At 56.2% G+C, this 21978-nt stretch carries 22 protein-coding genes and 3 tRNA genes; 10 read left to right on the top strand and 15 right to left on the bottom strand.

The window, feature by feature from the left end; genetic code table 11:
* Positions 1 to 3: 3 nt before the first annotated feature.
* Both radA and serB read right to left on the bottom strand, forming a co-directional pair.
* Entirely contained in the window at positions 4 to 1389 is a 1386-nt protein-coding gene (gene radA / locus AC0TN7_RS11180) for a DNA repair protein RadA (protein ID WP_014068810.1), read from the bottom strand.
* 74 nt (positions 1390 to 1463) lie between these two features.
* Positions 1464 to 2432, bottom strand: coding sequence for a phosphoserine phosphatase (serB, locus tag AC0TN7_RS11175; RefSeq protein ID WP_025757501.1), 969 nt, complete (start codon positions 2430 to 2432; stop codon positions 1464 to 1466).
* A gap of 117 nt (positions 2433 to 2549) precedes the next feature.
* Here serB and AC0TN7_RS11170 point away from each other — a divergent pair, with 117 nt between their 5' ends.
* Both AC0TN7_RS11170 and lplA read left to right on the top strand, forming a co-directional pair.
* The gene (locus AC0TN7_RS11170) at positions 2550 to 3194 is read left to right on the top strand and encodes a YtjB family periplasmic protein (RefSeq protein WP_061715993.1); all 645 of its coding nucleotides are present in this window, start codon (positions 2550 to 2552) and stop codon (positions 3192 to 3194) included.
* Between the two features lie 39 nt (positions 3195 to 3233).
* Positions 3234 to 4250, top strand: a complete 1017-nt coding sequence (lplA, locus tag AC0TN7_RS11165; protein WP_061715994.1) for a lipoate--protein ligase LplA — start codon at positions 3234 to 3236, stop codon at positions 4248 to 4250.
* 61 nt (positions 4251 to 4311) lie between these two features.
* On the opposite strand, the gene deoD is transcribed toward lplA, so the two are convergent.
* The 4 genes from deoD to deoC all read right to left on the bottom strand — a co-directional run bounded on the left by deoD (position 4312) and on the right by deoC (position 8612).
* Positions 4312 to 5034, bottom strand: coding sequence for a purine-nucleoside phosphorylase (gene deoD / locus AC0TN7_RS11160; RefSeq protein ID WP_032649888.1), 723 nt, complete (start codon positions 5032 to 5034; stop codon positions 4312 to 4314).
* Between the two features lie 89 nt (positions 5035 to 5123).
* A complete protein-coding gene (gene deoB, locus AC0TN7_RS11155) occupies positions 5124 to 6347 on the bottom strand; it encodes a phosphopentomutase (RefSeq protein WP_024908262.1) in 1224 nt (407 codons plus the stop codon).
* A gap of 53 nt (positions 6348 to 6400) precedes the next feature.
* Positions 6401 to 7723, bottom strand: coding sequence for a thymidine phosphorylase (gene deoA / locus AC0TN7_RS11150; protein WP_024908263.1), 1323 nt, complete (start codon positions 7721 to 7723; stop codon positions 6401 to 6403).
* A gap of 109 nt (positions 7724 to 7832) precedes the next feature.
* Complete coding sequence (gene deoC, locus AC0TN7_RS11145; RefSeq protein ID WP_003856543.1) at positions 7833 to 8612, bottom strand: deoxyribose-phosphate aldolase; 780 nt, start codon at positions 8610 to 8612, stop codon at positions 7833 to 7835.
* Between the two features lie 262 nt (positions 8613 to 8874).
* On the opposite strand from deoC, the gene AC0TN7_RS11140 reads away from it, so the two are divergent.
* Both AC0TN7_RS11140 and AC0TN7_RS11135 read left to right on the top strand, forming a co-directional pair.
* Positions 8875 to 10422, top strand: coding sequence for a YjjI family glycine radical enzyme (locus AC0TN7_RS11140; protein ID WP_463726558.1), 1548 nt, complete (start codon positions 8875 to 8877; stop codon positions 10420 to 10422).
* Entirely contained in the window at positions 10397 to 11257 is an 861-nt protein-coding gene (locus tag AC0TN7_RS11135; RefSeq protein ID WP_463726557.1) for a YjjW family glycine radical enzyme activase, read from the top strand. Before AC0TN7_RS11140 ends, AC0TN7_RS11135 begins: the two co-directional genes overlap by 26 nt.
* Here AC0TN7_RS11135 and AC0TN7_RS11130 read toward each other — a convergent pair.
* The 8 genes from AC0TN7_RS11130 to AC0TN7_RS11095 form a co-directional block, all read right to left on the bottom strand.
* Positions 11252 to 12034, bottom strand: a complete 783-nt coding sequence (locus AC0TN7_RS11130) for a TatD family hydrolase (protein ID WP_463726556.1) — start codon at positions 12032 to 12034, stop codon at positions 11252 to 11254. The two genes, AC0TN7_RS11135 and AC0TN7_RS11130, sit on opposite strands and share 6 nt — an antisense overlap.
* A complete protein-coding gene (locus tag AC0TN7_RS11125; protein ID WP_024908268.1) occupies positions 12031 to 13083 on the bottom strand; it encodes a patatin-like phospholipase family protein in 1053 nt (350 codons plus the stop codon). The genes AC0TN7_RS11130 and AC0TN7_RS11125 overlap by 4 nt, the downstream gene beginning before the upstream one ends.
* A gap of 120 nt (positions 13084 to 13203) precedes the next feature.
* A complete protein-coding gene (locus AC0TN7_RS11120; protein ID WP_003856556.1) occupies positions 13204 to 13365 on the bottom strand; it encodes a DUF1328 domain-containing protein in 162 nt (53 codons plus the stop codon).
* 127 nt (positions 13366 to 13492) lie between these two features.
* A complete protein-coding gene (gene osmY / locus AC0TN7_RS11115) occupies positions 13493 to 14110 on the bottom strand; it encodes a molecular chaperone OsmY (RefSeq protein ID WP_039260909.1) in 618 nt (205 codons plus the stop codon).
* A gap of 299 nt (positions 14111 to 14409) precedes the next feature.
* Positions 14410 to 15999: a peptide chain release factor 3 gene (gene prfC, locus AC0TN7_RS11110; protein WP_024908269.1), complete on the bottom strand. Its 1590-nt coding sequence runs from the start codon at positions 15997 to 15999 to the stop codon at positions 14410 to 14412.
* A 91-nt stretch (positions 16000 to 16090) separates the two neighbouring features.
* Complete coding sequence (gene yjjG, locus AC0TN7_RS11105; protein WP_008502077.1) at positions 16091 to 16768, bottom strand: pyrimidine 5'-nucleotidase; 678 nt, start codon at positions 16766 to 16768, stop codon at positions 16091 to 16093.
* A 20-nt stretch (positions 16769 to 16788) separates the two neighbouring features.
* Entirely contained in the window at positions 16789 to 17232 is a 444-nt protein-coding gene (gene rimI / locus AC0TN7_RS11100; RefSeq protein WP_463726555.1) for a ribosomal protein S18-alanine N-acetyltransferase, read from the bottom strand.
* Positions 17201 to 17614 carry a DNA polymerase III subunit psi gene (locus AC0TN7_RS11095; RefSeq protein WP_024908270.1) on the bottom strand — a complete coding sequence of 138 codons (414 nt, stop codon included), beginning with the start codon at positions 17612 to 17614 and terminating at the stop codon, positions 17201 to 17203. Before AC0TN7_RS11095 ends, rimI begins: the two co-directional genes overlap by 32 nt.
* Before the next feature lie 102 nt (positions 17615 to 17716).
* Here AC0TN7_RS11095 and rsmC point away from each other — a divergent pair, with 102 nt between their 5' ends.
* The 4 genes from rsmC to AC0TN7_RS11075 all read left to right on the top strand — a co-directional run bounded on the left by rsmC (position 17717) and on the right by AC0TN7_RS11075 (position 19251).
* On the top strand, positions 17717 to 18745 hold the full coding sequence (gene rsmC / locus AC0TN7_RS11090) for a 16S rRNA (guanine(1207)-N(2))-methyltransferase RsmC (RefSeq protein ID WP_024908271.1): 1029 nt from the start codon (positions 17717 to 17719) through the stop codon (positions 18743 to 18745).
* Positions 18746 to 18916: 171 nt separating this feature from the next.
* Positions 18917 to 19003: transfer RNA gene (locus tag AC0TN7_RS11085), tRNA-Leu, on the top strand.
* A gap of 28 nt (positions 19004 to 19031) precedes the next feature.
* Positions 19032 to 19118 (top strand) — tRNA-Leu (locus tag AC0TN7_RS11080).
* A 47-nt stretch (positions 19119 to 19165) separates the two neighbouring features.
* Positions 19166 to 19251: transfer RNA gene (locus AC0TN7_RS11075), tRNA-Leu, on the top strand.
* Between the two features lie 38 nt (positions 19252 to 19289).
* On the opposite strand, the gene AC0TN7_RS11070 is transcribed toward AC0TN7_RS11075, so the two are convergent.
* Positions 19290 to 19559, bottom strand: coding sequence for a DUF1435 domain-containing protein (locus tag AC0TN7_RS11070; protein WP_194266140.1), 270 nt, complete (start codon positions 19557 to 19559; stop codon positions 19290 to 19292).
* A 215-nt stretch (positions 19560 to 19774) separates the two neighbouring features.
* Between AC0TN7_RS11070 and AC0TN7_RS11065 the strand changes: the two genes are divergently transcribed.
* Both AC0TN7_RS11065 and fhuF read left to right on the top strand, forming a co-directional pair.
* A complete protein-coding gene (locus tag AC0TN7_RS11065) occupies positions 19775 to 20839 on the top strand; it encodes a GGDEF domain-containing protein (protein WP_032649902.1) in 1065 nt (354 codons plus the stop codon).
* Positions 20840 to 20934: 95 nt separating this feature from the next.
* Positions 20935 to 21723 (top strand): siderophore-iron reductase FhuF, encoded by a 789-nt coding sequence (fhuF, locus tag AC0TN7_RS11060; RefSeq protein ID WP_267217471.1) that lies wholly within the window; start codon positions 20935 to 20937, stop codon positions 21721 to 21723.
* Positions 21724 to 21978: the final 255 nt, after the last annotated feature.

The following is a 21978-nucleotide window of genomic DNA, read 5'->3' as shown; positions in this document are numbered from 1 at the left end:
TAATTATAAGTCGTCAAAGACATTTAACGCATCTGCGAGTTTCTTCACGCCAAAAACCTGCATCCCTTCCGGGATTTTTTTCGGCACGTTGGCGGCGGGAACGATCGCGCGACGGAAACCGTGTTTTGCCGCCTCGGAGATACGCTCCTGGCCGCTGGGCACCGGGCGGATTTCCCCGGCCAGCCCCACTTCACCAAACACCACCAGATCCTGCGGCAGCGGTCTGTCGCGCAGGCTGGAGACCATCGCCAGCAGCAGCGCCAGGTCTGCGCTGGTCTCAGTGACTTTGACGCCGCCGACCACGTTCACGAAGACGTCCTGATCCGCCATCTGCAGCCCGCCGTGACGGTGCAGCACCGCCAGCAGGATCGCCAGACGGTTCTGTTCCAGACCGACCGCCACGCGCCGCGGGTTGCCCATCATCGACACGTCCACCAGCGCCTGAATTTCGACAAGCAGCGGGCGCGTCCCTTCCCATAGCACCATCACCGAGCTGCCGGAGGTGATCTCATCGCCACGGCTCAGGAAGATGGCCGACGGGTTGCTGACTTCGCGCAGCCCCTGCTCGGTCATGGCAAACACGCCCAGTTCGTTCACCGCCCCAAAGCGGTTTTTATGGCTGCGCAGGGTACGGAAGCGGGAGTCCGCGTCGCCGTCGAGCATCACGGAGCAGTCGATACAGTGTTCAAGCACCTTCGGCCCGGCCAGCGAGCCGTCTTTGGTCACGTGGCCGACCATCACAATCGCCACGCCGCGCGTTTTGGCAAAGCGCGTCAGGTAGGCCGCGGTTTCACGCACCTGCGCGACGCTGCCCGGCGAGGACTGGATGTCCGCCATGTGCATCACCTGGATGGAGTCGATCACCATCAGCTTCGGCTGCTCTTCTTCGGCGATCATGCAGATCTGCTCGATGCTGGTTTCCGACAGCATGTTCAGATTACCGGTCGGCAGGCCCAGACGGTGCGCGCGCATCGCCACCTGCTGCAGGGACTCTTCCCCCGTGACGTACAGGGTTTTCATCTGTTCGGCGAGCTTGCAGAGCGTTTGCAGCAGCAGGGTTGACTTGCCCGCGCCCGGGTTACCGCCGATAAGAATCGCGCTGCCCGGCACTACGCCGCCGCCGAGCACGCGGTCAAACTCTTTGAACCCGGTAGAGAAGCGCGGCAGCTCTTCGAGGCTGATGTCCGAGAGTTTCTGGACTTTCGCTACGCCCGCATTGCCCGCGTAGCCGCTCAGGCGTTCATTGCGCGCCACGCTCGGCGAAGCCGCCACACCACGCACTTCGGTGATGGTGTTCCAGGCATGGCAGGCGCTGCATTGCCCCTGCCAGCGCGGATAATCCGCACCACATTCATTACAGACAAATGCGCGTTTTGGAGCTTTCGCCACGGTTTACCTCGTTATTTCTGTGCGGCCTGCGAGCCGGGTGGCGCTTACGCTTACCCGGCCTACAAAGCAGGCCGTTATTTCTGATTAAGGCTGCCGGAGAGAATGCAGAACACCCCCATCAGGTCAGCGTGACGGATAGTCACTTCCGTCTTTTCATTCACTTTTGGCTTGGCATGGTAGGCAATGCCCAGGCCGGCCGCTTTGATCATCGGCAGGTCGTTCGCGCCGTCCCCGATCGCGACGGTCTGGACAACCGGAATTTCATATTTTTCCGCCAGACGCGTCAGCGTATTGGCTTTGTACTGGGCATCCACGATATCGCCGATCACCTGGCCGGTCAGCTTGCCGTCCATGATCTCCAGCTCGTTGGCCACCACGGTGGTCAGATGCAGTTTTTCCCGCAGATAATCCGCGAAGAAGGTGAAGCCACCGGAGGCGATCGCCACTTTCCAGCCCAGCGACTGCAGCTTCAGCACCAGCTGCGTCAGCCCTGGCATCAGCGGCAGCACGTCGCGCACCTGGCGCAGAATGTTGGCATCGGCCCCTTTCAGGGTCGCCACTCGCTGTCTCAGGCTGGCGGTGAAGTCCAGCTCGCCGCGCATCGCACGCTCGGTCACTTCCGCCACCAGCTCGCCGCTGCCCGCCAGCTTCGCAATTTCGTCGATACACTCGATCTGAATGGCGGTAGAGTCCATGTCCATCACCAGCAGGCCCGGCGTTTTCAGATGCGGAATTTTACCCAGCGGCGCGACGTCCAGCCCGGCGTCATGCGCCAGACGCGTTGCGCGCTGCGTCAGAGAGCCCGCCAGGCGTATAACCTGGTAGTCTTCCACGCACCAGGCGGCGACGATCACCATCGCCGCCCCCAGCTTGCTTTGATACTGGGTCAGGCGTTGCTTATCCAGACCGCGTCCGTAGAGGAGCCAGCCGCTACGACCGGCGTGGTAATCCAGAGGCATCACCTCATCGCCACTTAAAGATAGCGGCAATCCTGGCCATAAAGAGACATCCGTTGGCAGGTCACACCAGGTAATGTTCGGCATTAAAGCTCCTGTAGTTTCGTTCGCGCCGGAAGGTTGCAGAGGGAAAATAACGCATGAGGCTACCCTGTAACCATCACTTCTGGCAACATTAAGCCGTAAATTTTCAGCAGGTGGAATATGGCTCGCGCAAAACTGAAATTCCGGCTCCATCGCGCCGTGATTGTCCTCTCCTGTCTCGCACTGTTAGTGGTGCTGATGCAAGGGGCATCCTGGTTTAGCCAGAACCATCAACGGCAACGCAACCCGCAGTTTGAAGAGCTGGCCCGCACGCTGGCACGCCAGGTGACGCTCAACGTCGCGCCATCCATGCGTACTGAAACGCCGGACGATAAGCGGATAGGCCAGGTTTTACGCCAGCTCACGGAGAACAGCCGCATTCTTGATGCCGGCGTCTATGATGAGCAAGGCAACCTGATTGCCCGCGCGGGCGAGCACGTCGACGTGCGCGACAGGCTGGCGCTGGACGGTAAAAAAGCCGGGGGCTATTTTAACCAGCAGATCGTCGAACCTATTCAGGGAAAGAATGGTCCGCTGGGCTATCTGCGCCTGACTCTCGATACCCACACCCTGCCCACTGAAGCCAAACAGGTCGATAATACCACCAATATTCTGCGCCTGATGCTGCTGCTTTCACTCGCCATCGGCGTTGTGCTGGCGCGCACCCTGCTTCGGGGCAAGCGCTCGCGCTGGCAGCAATCCCCGTTCCTGCTGACCGCCAGCAAATCCGTCCCTGAAGACGAAGAGAGCGAGAAGAAAGAATAGTGATAAAGTAGGCGAACGATTCGGAAAAGGAACTTTGCCATGACGACGTTACGCCTGCTTATCTCTGACTCTTACGATCCCTGGTTTAATCTCGCGGTAGAAGAGTGCATCTTCCGCCAGATGCCCGCCACCCAGCGCGTACTGTTTCTCTGGCGTAACGCCGATACGGTGGTCATTGGTCGTGCGCAAAACCCATGGAAAGAGTGCAACACCCGGCGTATGGAAGAGGACAACGTCCGCCTGGCGCGCCGGAGCAGCGGCGGCGGCGCGGTGTTCCACGATCTGGGCAATACCTGCTTTACCTTTATGGCAGGAAAACCGGAGTACGACAAAACCATCTCTACTTCCATTGTCCTCAATGCGCTGAATTCACTCGGCGTGAAGGCTGAAGCTTCCGGACGTAACGATCTGGTGGTCAAAACCCCCGAGGGCGACCGGAAGGTCTCCGGCTCCGCCTACCGCGAAACGATGGATCGCGGGTTCCACCACGGCACCCTGTTGCTGAATGCCGATCTGAGCCGTCTGGCGAACTACCTGAATCCGGACAAGAAAAAGCTCCAGGCTAAGGGGATTACCTCCGTGCGCGGGCGCGTGGCGAATCTGGTGGAGCTGCTGCCGGGGATTACGCACGAGCAGATTTGCGATGCGATCCGTGACGCGTTCTTTGAACATTACGGCGAGCGCGTGAAAGCCGAAGTGATCTCTCCTGACAAAACCCCGGACCTGCCCAACTTTGCGGAAACCTTCGCCCGCCAGAGCAGCTGGGAGTGGAACTTCGGCCAGGCTCCTGCGTTTTCCCATCTGCTGGATGAGCGTTTTACCTGGGGCGGCGTGGAGCTGCATTTTGACGTGGAGAAAGGCCATATCACCCGCACGCAGGTGTTTACCGATAGCCTGAATCCGGCACCGTTAGAGGCGCTGGCGGCACGTTTGCAGGGCTGTTTATACCGGGCGGATATGCTGCAGCAAGAATGCGACGCGTTGATTGGGGATTTCCCGGAGCAGGAAAAAGAGTTAAGGGATTTGTCAGCATGGATTGCGCAGGCCGTACGCTAAGTGCGGTTTGGTGCCCTCACCCCGGCCCTCTCCCACAGGGAGAGGGAGGGAAGAGACAGAATTACTCTTTATCGCCCAGCAGAACGGATTCCAGCGCGATTTTGATCATGTCGTTGAAGGTCGTCTGACGCTCAGCGGCGGTGGTCTGCTCGTGGGTACGGATATGGTCGGACACGGTGCAGATGGTGAGCGCTTTCGCACCAAACTCCGCCGCAACGCCGTAGATGCCCGCAGCTTCCATTTCCACGCCCAGGATGCCGTATTTTTCCATCACGTCGAACATCTCACCGCCGTCTGGTGCATAGAACAGGTCAGCAGAGAAGAGGTTACCCACGCGCGCGTCAACGCCCAGCGCTTTTGCCGCGTCAACCGCGTCACGCACCATGCCGAAGTCTGCAATTGCCGCGAAGTCATGGTCTTTGAAACGCATGCGGTTAACTTTGGAATCGGTGCAGGCACCCATACCAATAACGATGTCGCGCAGCTTAACGTCCATACGCACCGCGCCGCAGGAGCCAACGCGGATGATTTTCTTCACGCCGAAGTCGGTGATCAGCTCTTTGGTGTAGATAGAGCAGGATGGGATACCCATACCGTGGCCCATGACGGAGATTTTGCGGCCTTTATAGGTACCGGTGAAGCCCAGCATGCCGCGAACGTTGTTCACTTCACGCACGTCTTCCAGGAAAGTTTCTGCAATGTGCTTCGCGCGCAGCGGGTCGCCCGGCATCAATACGACGTCAGCGAAATCACCCATTTCTGCATTAATGTGAGGAGTTGCCATCTTCAGTTCCTTTTACATTGTTTATTCTTTTCACCCTCTCCCTGTGGGAGAGGGCCGGGGTGAGGGCATCAGACCGCACCCTACATGATTCAGAACATGGCCTTGCCATATTCCATGTCAGACGTACCAAAGTATTTCGCGATAGTCTGGCCGATGTCCGCGAAGGTTTCACGGTGACCGAGCGAGCCCGGCTTCACTTTCGGGCCGTACACCAGCACCGGAATGTGCTCACGGGTGTGGTCGGTCCCGGTCCAGGTTGGGTCACAGCCGTGGTCCGCGGTCAGGATCAGAATGTCATCTTCACCCACCAGCTCCATCAGCTCCGGCAGACGGCGGTCGAACAGCTCAAGACCCGCAGCATAACCCGCGACGTCGCGACGGTGCCCCCAGGAGGAGTCGAAGTCCACGAAGTTGGTGAAGACAATGGTCTTGTCGCCCGCTTCTTTCATCTCTTTGATGGTGGCATCGAACAGCGCATCAAGACCGGTGGCTTTCACTTTTTTGGTGATGCCGCAGTTGGCGTAGATGTCCGCGATTTTACCCACGGACACCACGTGACCGTCTTTCTCATCGACCAGCTTCTGCAGCACTGTCGGTGCCGGTGGCTCAACGGCCAGGTCATGACGGTTACCGGTACGCTGGAAGTTACCCGCTTTGTCGCCGATAAACGGACGCGCGATCACGCGGCCAATGTTGTAGCCGCCTTCGGTCAGCTCTTCGCGTGCGATTTCGCACAGCTCGTAGAGTTTATCCAGGCCAAACGTCTCTTCGTGGCAGGCAATCTGGAACACGGAGTCAGCAGAGGTGTAGAAAATCGGCTTGCCGGTTTTCATATGCTCTTCGCCGAGCTGGTCCAGAATCACGGTACCGGAAGAGTGGCAGTTACCGAGGTAGCCCGGCAGGTTGGCACGCTTAACCAGCTTGTCCAGCAGCTCCTGCGGGAAGCTATTCTCGTGATCGGAGAAATATCCCCAGTCAAACAGTACCGGCACACCGGCGATTTCCCAGTGTCCAGACGGGGTATCTTTACCGGAAGAGAGTTCGTGAGCCCAGCCGTAGGCGCCCACCACTTCCGCGTTGCCGTCCATACCGGCTGCGATTTTACCGGTAGAACCTTCATGTGCTTTCACCAGACCGAGGCGGGTCAGGTTAGGTAGAGTCAGAGGGCCTTTACGACCGTTGTCCGCTTCGCCTTTCGCACAGGCTTCCGCGATGTGACCCATGGTATCGGAACCCACGTCACCAAAACGTTCTGCATCTTCGGTTGCGCCGATGCCGAATGAGTCCAGCACCATAATAAATGCACGTTTCATAATTGTTCTCCGTACGTAGTGCTTCAAAAATTATCGATCAGATCAGTATACCGCTATTCGGTGATACGGCGATAGACAGTCGGTGTGGTTTCCGGTGCTTTATCGTCAAGCGTGATGGCCGCCTTCACCGCTTTCGCCGCTTCCTGCCAGCTGGCTTCGTCTTTGGCGTGGATCACCGCCAGCGGACGTTGGCCGTCAACGCTGTCGCCCAGACGGGCCATATCGGTAAAGCCGACGCTGTAATCAATGGTGTCTGACGCCTGACGACGGCCGCCGCCCATCGAGACCACCGCCATGCCGAGGGCACGGGTGTCCATCGCAGAAACAAACCCTTCGCTATCGGCATACACCGCTTTGCTGAGCGTCGCGGTTGGCAGGTATTTCGCGTAGTTTTCGACGAAGTCGGTCGGGCCTTTTTGCGCCGCGACCATGCGGCCGAAGATCTCCGCCGCTTTGCCGTTGTCCAGCACCGCCTGCAGCTTCGCGCGGGCGTCGGCGTCGTCTTTGGCGAGCTTGCCGGAGATTAACATCTCAACGCACAGCGCCATGGTGACGTCGAACAGGCGCGGGTTACGGTATTCGCCGGTGAGGAACTGTACCGCCTCACGCACTTCGACGGCGTTACCGGCGCTGGAAGCCAGCACCTGGTTCATATCGGTGAGCAGTGCGGTGGTGCGCACGCCCGCGCCGTTGGAGACGCCAACGATCGCTTCGGCCAGCGCCTCGGAGAGTTCATAGGTTGGCATAAACGCGCCGCTGCCCACCTTCACGTCCATCACCAACGCGTCCAGCCCTTCTGCCAGCTTCTTCGCCAGGATAGAGGCGGTGATCAGCGGGATGGAGTCAACGGTGGCGGTGATGTCGCGGGTAGCGTAGAAACGCTTGTCTGCCGGAGCAAGAGAGCTGGTCTGGCCGATAATCGCCACACCAACGTCTTTAATAATGTCGCGGAAGCGGTTGTCATCCGGGAAGATATCGAAGCCCGGAATGGCTTCCAGTTTGTCGAGCGTACCGCCAGTGTGGCCCAGGCCGCGTCCGGAGATCATCGGGATGTAACCGCCACAGGCTGCCACCATTGGGCCGAGCATCAGAGACGTTACGTCGCCCACGCCGCCGGTGGAGTGTTTATCCACAATCGGGCCGTTAAGGTTGAGGCTTTTCCAGTCCAGAACGGTTCCTGAATCTCGCATCGCCATGGTCAGCGACACGCGCTCAGGCATCGACATATCGTGGAAGAAAATGGTCATCGCCAGAGCCGCAATCTGCCCTTCTGAGACGGTGTTATCACGAATGCCGTTAATGAAGAAGCGGATCTCTTCGTCGCTTAATGCATGACCATCACGTTTTTTACGAATAATTTCTTGTGCGAGAAACACGGTAACCTCCATGCGGAATCGGGGGAGTTGTGGCGGGTGGCGCTACGCTTACCCGCCCTACGATCCTGTAGGCCGGATAAGCGAAGCGTCATCCGGCGTTGTCTGGCAATCAGTAGCTGCTTGCGCTCTTACCGTCGCCGTGACCCAGCGCCTTCAGCAGGCTAGCCAGCAGGCTGGACGCACCGAAACGGTAGTGACGGGAATCGGCCCAGTCGGCGCCGAACAGTTCGTCAGCAATCGCCAGGAACTGCTGCGCGTCTTCGGCGGTACGCACGCCGCCCGCAGGTTTGAAACCAACGGTTTTGGACACGCCCATGTCGCGGATCACTTCCATCATGATGCGCGCGCTTTCCGGGGTGGCGTTAACCGGCACTTTACCGGTAGAGGTTTTAATGAAATCCGCACCGGCTTTGATGGAGATTTCAGATGCCTTACGAATCAGCGCCTCTTCTTTCAGCTCGCCGGTTTCGATGATCACTTTAAGCAGCACGTTTGCCGCCGCACACGCGTCTTTACAGGCCTTCACCAGGTCAAAACCGACCTGCTCGTTGCCGGCGATCAGCGCGCGGTATGGGAACACCACGTCAACTTCGTCTGCACCGTAAGCAATCGCCGCGCGGGTTTCTGCCAGCGCAATCTCGATATCGTCGTTGCCGTGCGGGAAGTTAGTCACGGTTGCAATGCGCACGTCCGGCGTGCCCTGCTCTTTCAGCGTCTTACGGGCAATCGGGATAAAGCGCGGGTAGATACAAACGGCTGCGGTGTTACCCACTGGCGTTTTCGCCTGATGGCACAGGGCGATGACTTTCTCATTGGTGTCGTCATCGTTCAGGGTAGTCAGGTCCATCAGTTTCAACGCGCGCAGGCTGCTTGCAGTTAAATCGGTCATAACAATCTCCAACGGCAGTGCCGTATAAATTTTACCTTGCAGGTCTGTGAGTATTCTAACATCCACCCGCATCCACACTTCGACATTCATCACAGTTAATGAAAACTGCGTACAAATTTGCATTACTGTAATGAGATCTTCTTCAAACTTTAGTGCGCAAATTGCCGACTAAAGCAGCAATACCCCCTGTGGGATCAAAAGCGCCAACAGGCAGGCTTTCTACAATCCGTTCATCATCCGCAGAACATTCAAGGAAGCGAATATGCCCCACTCCAGCCCCGACGCCCTGCAGCAACGTTGCCAGCAGATTGTGACAAGCCCGGTGTTATCCCCGGAACAAAAACGTCATTTTCTGGCGCTGGAAGCGGAAAACAACCTGCCGTATCCGGCACTTCCTGAAGCTGCGCGCGCCGCGCTGGACGAGGGGTTTATCTGCGACATGTTCGAAGGCCATGCGCCTTACAAACCCCGTTACGTTCTGCCGGATTACGCAAAATTTCTGGCTAACGGTTCAGAATGGCTGGAGCTGGAAGGGGCAAAAGATCTCGACGATGCCCTCTCGCTGCTAACCATCCTTTATCACCATGTTCCATCCGTCACATCGATGCCGGTCTATCTCGGCCAGCTTGATGCGCTGCTGCAACCATATGTTAGAATTCTAACACAAGAAGAAATCAATAGCCGAATAAAACGTTTCTGGCGCTATCTTGACCGTACGCTGCCGGATGCCTTTATGCATGCCAATATCGGGCCGGAAGATACGCCCATCACCCGTGCCATTCTGCGTGTCGATGCAGAGCTGAAGCAGGTCGCGCCGAACCTGACCTTTATTTATGATCCAGAGACCACCCCGGACGATTTGCTGCTTGAGGTAGCAAAAAACATATGTGAATGCAGTAAACCGCACATTTCTAATGGCCCGGTGAATGATAAAATTTTCACAAAAGGTCGTTATGGCGTGGTGAGCTGTTACAACTCCCTGCCTCTGGCTGGCGGTGGCAGCACCCTGGTGCGCCTTAACCTCAAAGCCATTGCTGAATGCAGCACGTCCATTGAAGACTTCTTCACCCGCATGCTCCCGCACTATTGCCAGCAGCAAATGGCCATCATCGATGCACGCTGTGGTTTCCTGTACGAGCAATCTGGCTTCTTTGAGAATAGCTTCCTGGTAAAAGAGGGGCTGATTGATGCCGATCGGTTTGTGCCGATGTTTGGCATGTACGGACTGGCGGAAGCGGTAAACGTGCTCTGTGAGAAAGCTGGCATCGCGGGGCGTTACGGCAAAGATGAGCAGGCCAACGCGCTGGGCTATCGCATCAGCGAACAGCTTGCGGTGTTTGTCGAAAACACGCCGGTGAAGCACGGCTGGAAGCAGCGCGCGATGCTTCACGCGCAGTCGGGGATCAGCTCCGACTCCGGCACCACGCCGGGCGCGCGCCTGCCCTACGGCGACGAGCCGGATCCCATCAGCCACCTGCTGGCGGTAGCTCCCCATCACAAGCACTACTCTTCCGGGATAAGCGATATCCTGACGCTGGATGAGACGGTAAAACGCAACCCGCAGGCGGTGGTTCAGCTGTGCCTGGGCGCGTTCAGGGCGGGTATGCGCGAGTTTACCGCCAACGTGGCGGGTAACGATCTGGTGCGCGTCACCGGGTATATGGTGCGGCTATCGGATCTGGAGAAATACCGGGAAGCAGGGTCGAGAACGAACACCACGTGGCTGGGGGAAGAAGCCGCACGCAATACCCGCATTCTGGAACGTCAGCCGCGCGTGATTAGCCATGAACAGCAGATGCGCTTTAGTTAGTCAGGTCATTCCTTTTTCCTGCGTGGACGGGCCGGGCAGCCGCCTGGCCCTGTTCCTGCAGGGCTGCAACCTGCGCTGTAAAACCTGCCACAACCCGTGGACGATTGGCCGCTGCAACGACTGCGGGGACTGCGTGCCCCACTGTCCGTACGACGCGCTGACCATTCAGGCCGGGCGCGTCTGGTGGCAGGAGAGCGACTGCCAGCAGTGCGACACCTGTCTGCACCTGTGTCAGCAGCAGGCAACGCCTATGGCGCACCGCTTCAGCGTGGAAGAGATCCTCGCTCAGATCCGCAAATCCGCACCGTTTATCGAAGGGATCACCGTCAGCGGCGGTGAAGCCACAACGCAATTACCGTTTTTGATCGCCCTGTTCACCGCGATCAAAGCCGATCCTGCCCTGCGCCACCTCACCTGTCTGGTCGACAGCAACGGTCTGTTAAGCGAAACCGGCTGGGAAAAGCTGCTGCCGGTACTGGATGGCGCGATGCTGGATCTGAAGGCGTGGGACAATGAGCATCACCGTTTTCTGACCGGGCGCGAAAACCCGCAGATTAAACAGAGTATTCGCTGGCTGGCACAGCATCAACGGCTGACTGAATTGAGGCTCCTGGTGATCCCAGAGCAATGTGATTATCTGGAACATCTGAAACCGCTGACAACGTTTATCCACGGGCTGGGGAATATTCCGGTGCGTATTAACGCGTTTCATGCGCATGGCGTGTACGGTGAGGCAGCGTCATGGCGCAGCGCCACGCCTGAGGACGTTGAACCGCTAGCGCGGGCGCTGGAAAAACAGAAGATAACGGTGATCCGCCCGGCGCTTTACCTATAGCGTGATACCAAATACCGAACGCGTATTTTCCAGCAGCGCATCGGCAATCACCTCTTCCGGCTCCTGTCGCAGTTCACACAGGGTGGTGAACACGCGCGCCGCCTGTTCCGGGCGATTCGGCTGACCCTGAAAACCATTCAGCGGCATATCCGGCGCGTCGGTTTCCAGCAGCAGCGCCGACAGCGGCAGCTGTGCCATCACGTCCCGGGTTTTACTGGCGCGCGGATAGGTGATGGTGCCACCGACGCCGATTTTATAGCCCAGCTCAATAAAACGCTGCGCCTGCTGCAGGCTGCCGGAGAAACCGTGCACGACGCCCCTGCGCGGCAGATCGATGCGCTTCAGGTGCATCGCCAGCTTATCGTGCGTGCGTCTTGAATGGAGGATCACCGGCAGATCGTGACGCTTCGCCAGCCTGAGCTGCGCGTCGAGGATCGTCTGCTGGCGCTCAAACTGCGGGTTCTCGCGATAAAGATCGAGGCCGATCTCCCCGATGGCGACAAGCTTGTCGCCTGCGGTCTGCACTATCTCATCAAGTCTCTCTATGTGCTCATCACGATGCCGCTCAATCACGATCGGATGCAGGCCGAGCGCCGCATAGAGCGCGGGGTGCCGCGCAGAAAGATCCAGCACGCGGGAAAAGTACGCCGCTTCCACTGACGGCACAATGATGGCCTGAACGCCTGCGTCAGCCGCTTTCGCAATGCTTTGCGCTTCCTCCCCCGTAAACGGCGGGAAATCAAAGTGGCAGTGGGTATCGATAAAGCGGTGCGTCACGCCAGATCCTCGTTATCCAGTAAAGCATCATTCGCCTGCGGAATGTCCACCAGCGGCATCGTCAGGGCATCGTTGGCGACAATCGCAGGCGGCGTAATAATGCGTTTATGGCGATGAAGCGGCGGTTGCTCCGCCAGCATTTTCCCTACCGTTGCCAGGAAGTAGCGCCCGCACAGCCGTCCCGTTTTGTAATCCATGCGCAGCGCAGGGACGCGGCTGCCCAGGGCCATGCTCAGCAGCGGCTTAGGCGGATAGATTTCAAAAATACGCAGCTTACCCGGCGGTTTTTCAATGAAGCGCTGCATCGCACCGTAGGTGGTTTCATGCTGCTTCGCGATGTTCACCAGCGGCTGCAGGCTGCTGTCGCCCAACCAGCGCTCCATCCGTTTAAACCACTGCGGCGTGTAATACATTTGCGACGGTACGGTACGGATCACCACAATGGTTTTCGCCCCGCGACGGGCGGCTTCCTGCACCGGTACCGCGTCACTGATCCCCCCGTCCAGATAGCTAATGCCGTCCAGCAGCGCACCGGTACGATAAAAACCGGGGATCGCGCTGGAGGCGCGGATGATGTCCAGCCAGTTCTCCTTCTGAGGCGAAAAATAGCCCGGCGAATAATCATCCCCCCGGCTGGCGCACATCCAGAATTCTTTGCCGCTATCAAACAGACGGGCCGCGGTGTCCATGGCCAGCGGCATCTGGCTGGAGGTCGACTCCAGCAGCCAGTCGAGATCGATCAGGTTACCGCCGCGCACAAAGCGCACCGGATTAAAAAACTCTTTCGCCGTGGTGTAGCGCATGATGACCTTTCGCGCATAGCCGGGCTGGTTACAAACATAGGCAGAAAGGTTCTGCGCCCCGGCAGAGGTACCGAAGTAGAGGTCAAACGGGTTGAACTGCGCGCGCATAAATTCGTCCAGCACGCCGGCGGTGAAAATGCCGCGCTGTCCTCCACCTTCGCAGACCAGCGCGAGTTGACCTGCGCGAAACGGTTTTAACGTCAGCGGCGCAATATTGCCGAGCGTAACGGGAATTCGTTGCCCCACCTCTGCTTTCCTGTTTTGATTATTTTATAACACCACAGTAACGCACCCGACCTGTTACGCAAATAAGAAAAAGCCAGTCACAGCGACTGGCTTTTTTTTGTTGAAGGAATATTGCGTTTGCTACGGACGTCTACGACCCGTAAACAGGCTGACCAGGAACAGAATAATACCCACAACGAAGACAATTTTAGCTGCCCATGCCGCTGTACCTGCCAGTCCACCAAAGCCCAATGCGGCGGCAATTAACGCGATAACCAGAAATATAATGCCCCAACGAAACATAAGCTTCTCCTTTACCATAGTTAATGTCGGCCGCTAAACGTGAGCGCTCAGGTCACTCACCGGCGTTTTTCCAGAGTCGTTCTTATATCGCCCGCAGGTGTTAGCCAGGCGGGCGAATGGTCCAGATTTACTTCGTTTTCAGATCGTTTTTAACGCTTTTAACACCATCTATCGCTTTCGCAATGGACTCGGCACGTTCACTTTGCGCCTGCGAATCTACCGTACCGGAAAGCTGAACCACACCATCGGTGGTTTCTACTTTCACCTTACGGGACGGCACGATGTCATCTGCTAAAAGTTTAGCTTTGATTTCGCTGGTGGTGGCGGCATCACCGGCGTAACCTTTCACCGACGCGTTTTTGCCGTCACGTACGTGCAGCTTATCGCTGACGGAGGCAACACCTTCGACGCCTTTCGCGACTTTCACCGCCTGTTCTGCCTGAGCCTGGCTTTCAACAAAGCCGCTCAGCGTGACCACTTTCTTGTCGGTCTTAACGGAAATATCGGTGCTCTTAATGGCTTCATCATCCACCAGTGCGGCTTTCACTTTTGCTGTGATTGAGCTGTCATCCATGAAGTTGCCGACTTTATTCATAGAGCTATCGATTTTTTGCCCTGCGTTATCGGCCGTGGATTGTGCTTTATCCATGGTGCTGCTTTCCGCGAGGGCGGAGCCGCTCACCAGAACGCTACCCAGGGTTACAGCCAGCAGAGTTTTAGAAATCTTCAGTCTTGTCATATTCATCGATCTATTCCTGTGTTGACCCGTTATTCGGGCTACGCACTTCCTTAGTAGTGATATATATTGCGAATAAACACACGGGCAAAATGGATAACCTAAAGTCATGCATTGAACAGTTAATTTATCCACGCCCGGTGTTAAACACTGAGTTAAATATAGATCACTCTCACAGAGCCGCTTTCAGAATTGGGTAAAAAACGCGCGAATAGCGTGAAATTGCGTTGAATTAAGAACATTCCGCAAGGGATTAATAAGACAGGAATTAAAGAAGAGCACGGCGGCAGCCGTGCTCTGAGAGGGGATTAGTGCTCGCGGGTTTTACGGAATTGAACGTCAGGATAACGTTCCTGCGTCAGGTTCAGGTTCACCATGGTTGGCGCGATATAGGTCAGGTTATCGCCACCATCCAGCGCAAGCTGAACTTCATTCTTACGCTTAAATTCTTCGAATTTCTTCACGTCAGAACACTCGACCCAGCGCGCGGTCGCGACGTTCACCGACTCGTAAATCGCTTCCACGTTGTATTCGCTCTTCAGACGCGCGACAACCACGTCAAACTGCAGCACGCCGACCGCGCCAACGATCAGATCGTTGTTCGCGATTGGGCGGAAGACCTGCACGGCGCCCTCCTCGGAGAGCTGCACCAGGCCTTTCAGCAGCTGTTTCTGCTTCAGCGGATCGCGCAGACGGATACGACGGAACAGCTCTGGTGCGAAGTTCGGAATGCCGGTGAACTTCATCATTTCGCCCTGGGTGAAGGTATCGCCGATCTGAATAGTGCCGTGGTTGTGCAGACCGATAATGTCACCCGGATAGGCTTCTTCAACGTGCGAACGGTCGCCCGCCATAAAGGTCAGGGCGTCGGAGATCACCACATCTTTCCCGGTACGCACCTGGCGCAGCTTCATGCCCTTTTCATACTTACCGGACACCACGCGCATAAAGGCCACGCGGTCGCGGTGTTTCGGGTCCATGTTGGCCTGAATTTTGAACACGAAGCCGGTAAATTTCTCTTCCTGCGCTTCCACTTCACGGGTATCGGTTTTACGCGGCATCGGACGCGGCGCCCACTCCACCAGACCGTCCAGCATGTGGTCAACGCCGAAGTTACCCAGTGCGGTACCGAAGAAGACCGGGGTGATTTCACCGCTCAGGAACAGCTCTTTGTCGAACTCGTGAGACGCGCCCTTCACCAGCTCCAGCTCGTCGCGCAGCTGCGCGGCCAGTTCTTCGCCAACCGCCGCGTCCAGATCCGGGTTGTCCAGACCTTTAACAATGCGCACTTCCTGAATGGTGTGGCCTTTACCGGTCTGATACAGGTAAGTTTCGTCTTTATAGAGGTGATAAACCCCTTTGAACAGCTTACCGCAGCCGATTGGCCAGGTGATTGGCGCACAGGCGATCTTCAGCTCGTTTTCCACTTCATCCATCACTTCCATCGGATCGCGGATGTCACGGTCGAGTTTGTTCATAAAGGTGAGGATCGGCGTATCGCGCAGACGGGTGACTTCCATCAGCTTACGGGTACGGTCTTCTACACCTTTCGCGGCGTCGATCACCATCAGACAGCAGTCCACCGCCGTCAGGGTACGGTAGGTATCTTCGGAGAAGTCTTCGTGACCCGGGGTGTCCAGCAGGTTCACCAGGCAGTCGTGATACGGGAACTGCATCACGGAGGTGGTAATCGAAATACCACGCTGCTTTTCCATCTCCATCCAGTCAGATTTTGCATGCTGGCTGGAGCCACGGCCTTTAACGGTACCCGCAGTCTGGATCGCCTGTCCGAACAGCAACACCTTCTCAGTGATGGTCGTTTTACCGGCATCCGGGTGCGAGATAATGGCAAAAGTGCGGCGCTTGGCCACCTCTTGCAGATAAGGAGACAACGTCATAATTAAATCTTCTTTTATAAGCGCGGCAGCACGCCACGCATCATGGAATACAAAATTGCGGCTATTTTACCCATCAACGGGGGGCAGGCAATCATTGTTTACACAGGAGTTGCTCCAGTTCGTTCAACGACGTCACGGTCCAGGTCGGCTCGATGCCTTCAGGCTTCACGCGGCCATGCGCGTTAAGCCAGACGGTCGACAGACCGGCCTTCATGCCGCCCAGAATATCTGACTCTGCCGTATCCCCCACCATCAGGACGCGATCGCGGTCAGGATTACCGGCCTGCGCCAGCGCATAATCGAAAATTCGCGGATCCGGTTTAGGTACACCCACCTCTTCCGAGATCACCAGCGCGTCGAAATGATCGCGCAGACCGGTGCGCTCGAGGCGGATCTGCTGCAGGGCGGTAAAACCGTTGGTGATGATCCCCAGTTTTACCTTACCTTTCAACGCGTTCAGCAGGGAAACCGCGCCCGGCAGTGGCGCGCAGATATCCGCCATCGCGTTCAGAAACGCCTCGTTCAGCGTCCCCGGACTGACCTTTAAACGTTCCGCCCAGACGTCAAAGCGCTGGTGCTGAAGCTGTAACGCGGTGATGGCACCGTTCTGGTAATCCACCCACAGCGGCTTGTTGACCGCCTGATAGTCCTGAAAATCTTCAGCGGTGAAGGTCACGCTATAGTCGAGAAACATCCGCTGCAGGCCGCCGAACGAATCGAACGTAAATAGCGTTTCGTCGGCATCAAAGAAAATCCAGTCCCATTTCATCGTTACAACCTTATTTTTTATTATCCAATCGGCAGAGCCATTATGATGGCGTCTTCACGTCCCTCTGCGGTGGGGTAGTAGTTACGGCGGATTGTCGCCTCGTTAAAGCCTAAGCTTTCATAGAGCGCGATGGCGGCGACATTCGACGCGCGCACCTCCAGCCACAGGGTGAAAACGTCACGGGTTTCGAGCTCACGGATGAGGTGCTCAAGCAGTTCTCTTCCCAGCCCACGGCGCTGAAAAGCGGGATCAACCGCGATATTAAACAGCGTCGCCTCATCAAGAACAACCTGCGTGATCGCGAAAGCGGCCATGGTGCCGTCAACGTCCAGGCGGTAGTTCAGATACCGTTCGCCCTGATTGCTGGCGAAGGTTTTTTCGCTCCACGGAAACGCGTGGGCGCGTGTTTCAATCGCAAACGCTGTGGGCAGGTCAGGCGTCGTGAGGGAAGAAATCGTGTTCATATTCGCAGATTTGTTGCCATAGCGCGCTGCGCGCTTTTGGGTTGGCTTTCAGTTCGTCCAGCGCTGGCGAGCAGATCTGGCTCCCCTGGAGGGGGATCTCGTTTGTCTCTCCGATACGCCAGCTGTTACAGCGGCTATCAGGAGGCAGCATCGCGACACGCTCTGGCGTCAGCGGTAAAACCTGGTCGGCCGTCAGCTTCAGGCTGCGAAGGACATCATCGATCAGGGGTTCATTCAGGGCAGGCAGTTCTTCCGCCACCATCACCAGGCGAACGTGCGCCGGGATGGAGATGGCGATTTCGCCCTGCAACGCCGTCGGGCGACGCAAAGCCCACTGGGTAATGCCCAGCTGCTGCAACTGCCAGTCTCGTCGGGATGTCATAGGGAAAACTCCTGTCTCTCAGGCGCGCAAATATAGCAAATGTGTCGAAAGTGCGCCATCTACCTACTATAATCCCCGCCTGAGTTTATTGAGGAACAATTCATGTCTGCATTTACCCCGGCAAGTGAAGTCTTGCTGCGTCACAGTGATGATTTCGAAGAAAGCCGTATTCTGTTTGCCGGAGATATGCAGGATGACCTGCCCGCGCGTTTCGACTGTGCTGAAAGCCGTGCCCACACCCAATATTACCACCACTGGCAGGTGCTGAGCCGTCAGATGGGCGAGCGCGCGCGCTTTAGCCTGGTGGCGGAGCAGAGCGATATCGCCGACTGCGATACGCTGATTTACTACTGGCCGAAGAATAAACCGGAAGCCCAGTTCCAGCTGATGAACCTGCTCTCCCTGCTGCCGGTCGGCTGCGATATTTTCGTGGTAGGAGAGAACCGCAGCGGCGTGCGTAGCGCTGAACAGATGCTGGAAGACTACGCGCCGCTGAATAAAGTCGACAGCGCTCGCCGCTGTGGTCTGTACCACGGACGACTGGAAAAACAGACAACGTTTGATGCGCAGGCTTACTGGGACGAATACCAGCTTGACGGCCTGACCATCAAAACCCTGCCGGGCGTGTTCAGCCGTGACGCGCTGGATACGGGCAGCAAGCTGCTGCTCTCCACTCTGACGCCGCACACCAAAGGCAAAGTGCTGGACGTGGGCTGCGGCGCGGGCGTGCTCTCTACCGTGCTCGCCAGCCATTCGCCAAAGGTGCGCTTAACCCTGTGTGACGTGAGCGCCCCGGCGGTTGAGGCCAGCCGCGCAACGCTTGCCGCAAACGGCATTGAAGGCGAGGTGATTGCCAGCAACGTCTTCTCTGACGTCACCGGTCGCTTCGACATGATCATCTCCAACCCACCGTTCCACGACGGTATGGAAACCAGCCTTGAAGCGGCACAAACGCTGATCCGTGGCGCAACCCGTCACCTTAACAGCGGCGGCGAGCTGCGTATCGTTGCGAACGCCTTCCTGGCGTACCCGAAAGTGCTGGACGAAACCTTTGGCTTCCACGAAGTGATCGCGCAGACCGGCCGCTTTAAGGTCTATCGTACCGTGATGACGCGCCAGGCCAAAAAGTAATCTCACTCCTGCAGGCCGGATAAGCGCAATCACTATCCGGCAAGCAGGCGTCTCAGTTCCGGCCATTTTTGCAGCAATCAATAAAAGGTGAGCACTTTTCAGTTGACGTAAAGCTGAAAACATCTAGAATGCGCCTCCGTGGTTACGATACTTTTACAGTATCGATGGTATGCGAAGGTGGCGGAATTGGTAGACGCGCTAGCTTCAGGTGTTAGTGTCCTTACGGATGTGGGGGTTCGAGTCCCCCCCCTCGCACCATAAATCACGATGATATTGCTCGCACTGGGCGAAGGTGGCGGAATTGGTAGACGCGCTAGCTTCAGGTGTTAGTGTCCTTACGGATGTGGGGGTTCGAGTCCCCCCCCTCGCACCAACGAGGCGATATCAACATAGTAATGATGTAAATAGTAAGATGACTGTGCGAAGGTGGCGGAATTGGTAGACGCGCTAGCTTCAGGTGTTAGTGTCCTTAGGATGTGGGGGTTCGAGTCCCCCCCCTCGCACCAATTATCTTACAACCCCTCTGAATATCTTCTTTTCCCTGTTATTTCAAATTCATCAGTATCACCAGAATTCCGCTGACCAGCGCGACACACGATGGCAATAAAACAAAGTGACGTAGTTGCTTATGCCAGATCATGCCTGACGTGACTAACAGTCCTGACACAATGATGGCTTTCCAGGTATCAAGAGAGAGATCGGCAAACGTCAAACCGCCGAGAATGGCTCCCGGTAGCAATACCCCCCAACCGCTGCCCAGCGCCCTGTTCAACATGATCTGCCCTCTTTCAACGATAATGATAACCAATATCATATGACAGAGATTATCATTTGTCAGCTGAATGAATCAAAATCCATCGACCTTTACCTTTCCCGTAATGACAGGAATTGCCTAAGGTGATAAATTGCGCACCTGTTAACAACGTCTAAAGATTTTCTGATAATTACTCTTTGAGCTTTTTGCATATTTAATTGCGAAACGACATCTATTTATTTGTTTTAATTAAATTTTAATAAAAATACACGACTATGACATCACAATCCTGGCGGTCTTTGGTTCACAGAAAATATCAATTATCATTACGTTTATTTTTATTTCTGAACGCAACATCGGCAGTGTTCTCGGTAACAAACCCGCTCAATTCTGTACGACTGTTTTCCGCCCCTCTGATTGCTATATTCTCCATCAGTACCGGCCTGTTCGTCTGGCACTGGAGAAAGCGCGCGCGGAAGATAAATATTCCTGTCGTTTCAGGGATCTTCGGTATTTTGTGGGCCTGGCAAATTGTCTCCAAATTCGCCTTAATTACCCACGATCATGCGACGTATTTGTTAATCGCCCTTTTAACGGTGCTTTTTATCGGCACGCTGGCGTTCGCCAGTAATATCAAAGCCTTTACGCTGCATTCACTGCCCACCTTTATTGTCTGCCTGTGGTTAAGCGATCACGATATATGGCTGCGAATGACCTATTCTTTCGCACTTCCTGTGGTGGCAATTGCTATTCATAACATTTTGCAAAGACGCAATGACCGTTTTGCTCAGGAGCTCCTTTCTCGCCTTCTGGAGGAACGGGAAACCCTTACCGATCTCAGCATGATGGACCCGCTTACCGGGCTCTATAATCGTCGCGGTCTGCAAAGCCGTCTGGAGAATTTGCCCACGGTAGAGAATGGCGAGCACTTTGTCCTGCTGATGGATATCGACCACTTCAAAGCCTATAACGACCATTACGGCCATATGATGGGCGACCAGGCGCTGAAGCGCGTCTCTGCGGCAATTCGCGATGCCGTGCGTTCTCGCGATATTGTGGCGCGTTTTGGTGGGGAAGAGTTTATGGTGCTGCTGACCAACATTTCACTCGAACATGCTCGCCAGACGGCCGAGCGGATCCGTCAGAAAGTTTACGATTTGAAAATCCCGCATCTGTTTAACGAAAGCGTCGCGACAAACGTCACCATCAGCATTGGTATTGCCATTTTCGAGGATGAAGACGTGGAAGGCGCGCTGGAAAAAGCGGATAAAGCCCTCTACGAAGCAAAGCATATGGGGCGCAACAACATTCTGTTGAGTGAAGAGATTCAGACGGCGTAAACATCACGGCGATGTCACCAGGACAAAAGTCTTGCCATTGGTATGAGCAATAGTTAGGATTGGCAATCATTATCATTTAGATTTCTATCTATACTATGGCCACGCATACCGCACACATCGTCGAACCCCTCCTCTGGCGAGCGCCCCTCACCAGCGGGAATGCTTCGCTTGCGGATGCCATACGGGATAAGATTGCGGAAACGCGCGCCCACCTGCTGGACTTTATCCGGCTTGATGAAGCACCCCCGAACCACGCCATGACGCTCTCAGAGTGGCGCCAACCGGCAAAACTGCAATCGCTGCTGGCCACCTATTCCGACCATATCTATCGCAATCAGCCCACCCTTACGCGGGAAAATAAACCCCTGCTCTCACTCTGGGCACAGTGGTATATCGGGCTGATGGTGCCTCCCCTCATGCTGGCGCTCTTAACACAGAAGAGCATGCTGGAACTCTCGCCGGATAATTTCCACGTCGAGTTTCACGAAACCGGACGTGCTGCCTGCTTCTGGATTGATCTACATGAAGACCAGAGCGCGGAACGCCTGACTGCTCAGGAGCGTATTGAGCAGCTTATCACTCAGGCCCTGATCCCGGTGGTGGAAGCGCTGGAAGCGACGGGAGAGATTAACGGGAAGCTTATCTGGAGCAATACGGGCTATTTAATCCACTGGTATTTAACGGAAATGAAGCCGCTTCTCGGTGATGAGAACGTTGACGCCCTGCGTCAGTCCTGTTTCTTTGCAAAACAGCTTTCCGATGGCCGTGACAACCCGCTATTCCGCACCGTTGTACTCCGTGACGGGCTTCTGGTTCGCCGCACCTGCTGCCAGCGCTATCGCCTGCCGGACGTTAAGCAATGCGGGGATTGCACGCTGAAGTAGAGCAGTGAATTGCCCGGCCTGATGCCCTCGCCCTGACCCTCTCCCATAGGACTGAGGAATCCCCAGTAATTTTTTACCTGAAGCGATGAACGTTGCTTCAAAAAAATTAATAACTTACAGCGACGCCCTGGTCCGGCTGTAAATCGCCGAAGCGTTTCCGTAAGGCCGGGGCGAGGCGCAGGGATGCGCCGAGAGGGCGTGGCCTGCAGGGATGCAGGCTCATGCCCGACCCGATAGCCTGAAGGAATAAGCTGA

This window comes from Enterobacter sp. PL_is511 (genome assembly GCF_055816065.1).
This window is presented reverse-complemented; position numbering and strand designations above follow the sequence as displayed.